Here is a 2,504-nt window from a genome sequence, read left to right as displayed (position 1 = left end):
CAGGGTGTCCAGCGTGCCGGTGTGCACCGGCTCCCAGTCGAAGGCGTTGGCGGCCACCGCCTCGCGCGCGGCCTGGCACTCCAGCATCTCGAACCGGCTGGCCGGCACCATCAGCGCCCGCGACGGCTCGTCCAGCCGGTGGTTGGCCCGTCCGATCCGCTGCACCAGCCGCGAGGCTCCCTTGGGGGCCGCCAGCTGGATGACCAGATCGACGTCGCCCCAGTCGATGCCGAGATCGAGCGTCGAGGTGCACACCACCGCCCGCAGCTCGCCCCGCGCCATCGCCGCCTCGACCTTGCGCCTCTGCTCCGCCGCCAGCGAGCCGTGGTGCAGGCCGATGGGCAGGTTGTCGTCGTTGATCGCCCACAACTGCTGGAACACGAACTCCGCCTGCCAGCGCGTGTTGACGAAGATCAGGCTCATGCCCGCCTTGCGGATGGCCTCGTAAACTTCCGGGATGGCGTGCTGTCCCGTATGCCCCGCCCACGGCACCTTCCCCTCCGAGATCAGCACATCCACCACCGGCGGCGCGCCGGGATCGCCGCGGACGATCACTACCTCTGCTCCCTTCCCCCTCGAGGGGGGAAGGGTCGCGGATGGGGGTGGAGGCAGGGTTTTTCCCGGCGTGGCGCGAAAGGAGCCGGGGGGTTCGACCGCGCCGTCGGCGTCCTCTGCGTCTACAACAGTGCCCCCACCCCCACCCCACCCTCCCCCCTCGAGGGGGAGGGCTCGATGAGGCGGGCCCGGCCTCAGCCACCCCGCGATCATCTCCGGATCGTCCACCGTCGCGCTCAGCGCCACGCGCCGCAGCCCCGGCGCGAACTGTTGCAGCCGCCCCAGCCCCAGCGACAGCAGGTCCCCCCGCTTGCCGCTCCAGATCGCATGCACCTCGTCCAGGACCACGCACTTCAGGTCGGCGAAATAGGCCCGCGCCCCGTCCCAGGCGCAGAACAGCGCCAGTTGCTCGGGCGTTGTCAGCAGGATGTCCGGCGGGTTCTCGCGCTGGCGTTGCTTCTTCGACTGGTTGGTGTCGCCGGTGCGGCTCTCGACGTGGATGTTCAGCCCGATCTCGCGGATCGGCGTCATCAGGTTGCGCTCGACGTCGGTGGTCAGCGCCTTAAGCGGCGACAGATACAGGGTGTGGATCCCGCTGCCCGGCCCAAACTCCGGCCGCGGCCCGCGCTCCGCCAGTTCGATCAGCGACGGCAGGAACCCGGCCAGCGTCTTGCCGCCCCCGGTCGGCGCCACCAGCAGGGCGTGGGACCCGGCCTCGGCCGCCGCGATCATCTCGAGCTGGTGCCGGCGCGGGGCCCAGCCGCGCGAGGCGAACCAGTCGGCGAACAGCGGCGGAAGCGTTGCAGGAGCGGGGGGCGGCGTCACATCGCGCCTATAGCATGTTCCCGTTCCGTTTCACGTCCTGAAGCGCTATCTAGAGGCGTGTCCGTCGACTCCCTCGCCCCTTCTGCCGCCCTGACCGGCGCCGAGCCATGGCTCGCGCTGCCGCCGGCGCTTGCCGTGCCGCCGGGAGCCGGGGCGATCTGCGACCGGGACGGCGCGCGCAAGATCGGGCGGGGCGCGGCCGAGGGGGCCTTCACGACGGGTCCGGTGATGGTGGCCCACGCCAGCCTGACCGCGCGGCGGCTGGGCGTCGCCCCGCCTGCGCGGTCGTCGGACCTGCTGGACGTGCTGGAGCTGTTCGCCTTCGTCCGCCCCGCCCGCTTCTGCGCCCCCTCGCCCAGTGGGCTGGCGCTGGCCATGGGCATGAGCGAGCCGAAGGGCGCCGAGGCGCAGGCGGAGGCGCTGCGCCATGCGGCCGACGGCCTGCTGAAGGAGCTGGCCGACCCCGCCTACCCCGGCCGCGAGGACGCCTTCACCCTCGCGGAGACGCTGGGCCGCGCGGGCTGGTCGTGGAGCTGGCGGGTGTCCGGCGCCCTGCAGCACCAGCCGGTGCGCGAGCGCCAGCATCGCGGCAGCGGCCTCGACGCCTGGGCGCGCCTGCCGGAATGGGAGGACGAGGCGCCGCGCGGGGAGGCCGGGTCGGCCCCGGTCGACAGCGAGAGCGCCCGCATCCGGCTGGACAAGCTGCTGCAGGCGTCCGGTCTCGACGAGACGCGTCCTACCCAGTCCGACTACGCCGCCGAGGCCGCCTTCGCCTTCTCGCCCCGCGACGAGGAGGGCCGTCCGCGGGTGCTGCTGGCCGAGGCCGGCACCGGCACGGGCAAGACGCTTGGCTATCTCGCCCCGGCCAGCCTGTGGGCCGAGCGCAATCAGGGCGCGGCCTGGGTCTCGACCTACACCCGCGCCCTGCAGCGCCAGATCGACCGCGAAAGCGCGGCCCTGTGGCCCGACCCCGTCGAGCGCAAGAAGAAGACCGTCGTCCGCAAGGGCCGCGAGAACTACCTCTGCCTGCTGAACCTGCAGGAGATGGTTCAGGCGGCGCAGCTGGGCAACGGCGACCTGATCGGCATGGCCCTGGCCAGCCGCTGGGCGATGCACAGCCGCGA

At 72.8% G+C, this 2,504-nt stretch carries 1 protein-coding gene and 1 pseudogene; one reads left to right on the top strand and one right to left on the bottom strand.

Annotated features, from left to right (window positions below):
- A partial coding sequence (locus tag VGB60_RS09940) for a DEAD/DEAH box helicase (RefSeq protein ID WP_331038104.1) occupies positions 1–1,380 on the bottom strand: 1,380 nt, incomplete at its 3' end.
- A gap of 228 nt (positions 1,381–1,608) precedes the next feature.
- On the opposite strand from VGB60_RS09940, the pseudogene VGB60_RS09935 reads away from it, so the two are divergent.
- A pseudogene (locus VGB60_RS09935) lies at positions 1,609–2,504 on the top strand (ATP-dependent DNA helicase); the annotation flags it as partial.

This window comes from Brevundimonas sp. (assembly GCF_036399195.1).
GTDB lineage: Bacteria > Pseudomonadota > Alphaproteobacteria > Caulobacterales > Caulobacteraceae > Brevundimonas.
The sequence above is the reverse complement of the archived record's forward strand: the minus strand, read 5'-3'. Positions and strand labels throughout refer to the sequence as shown.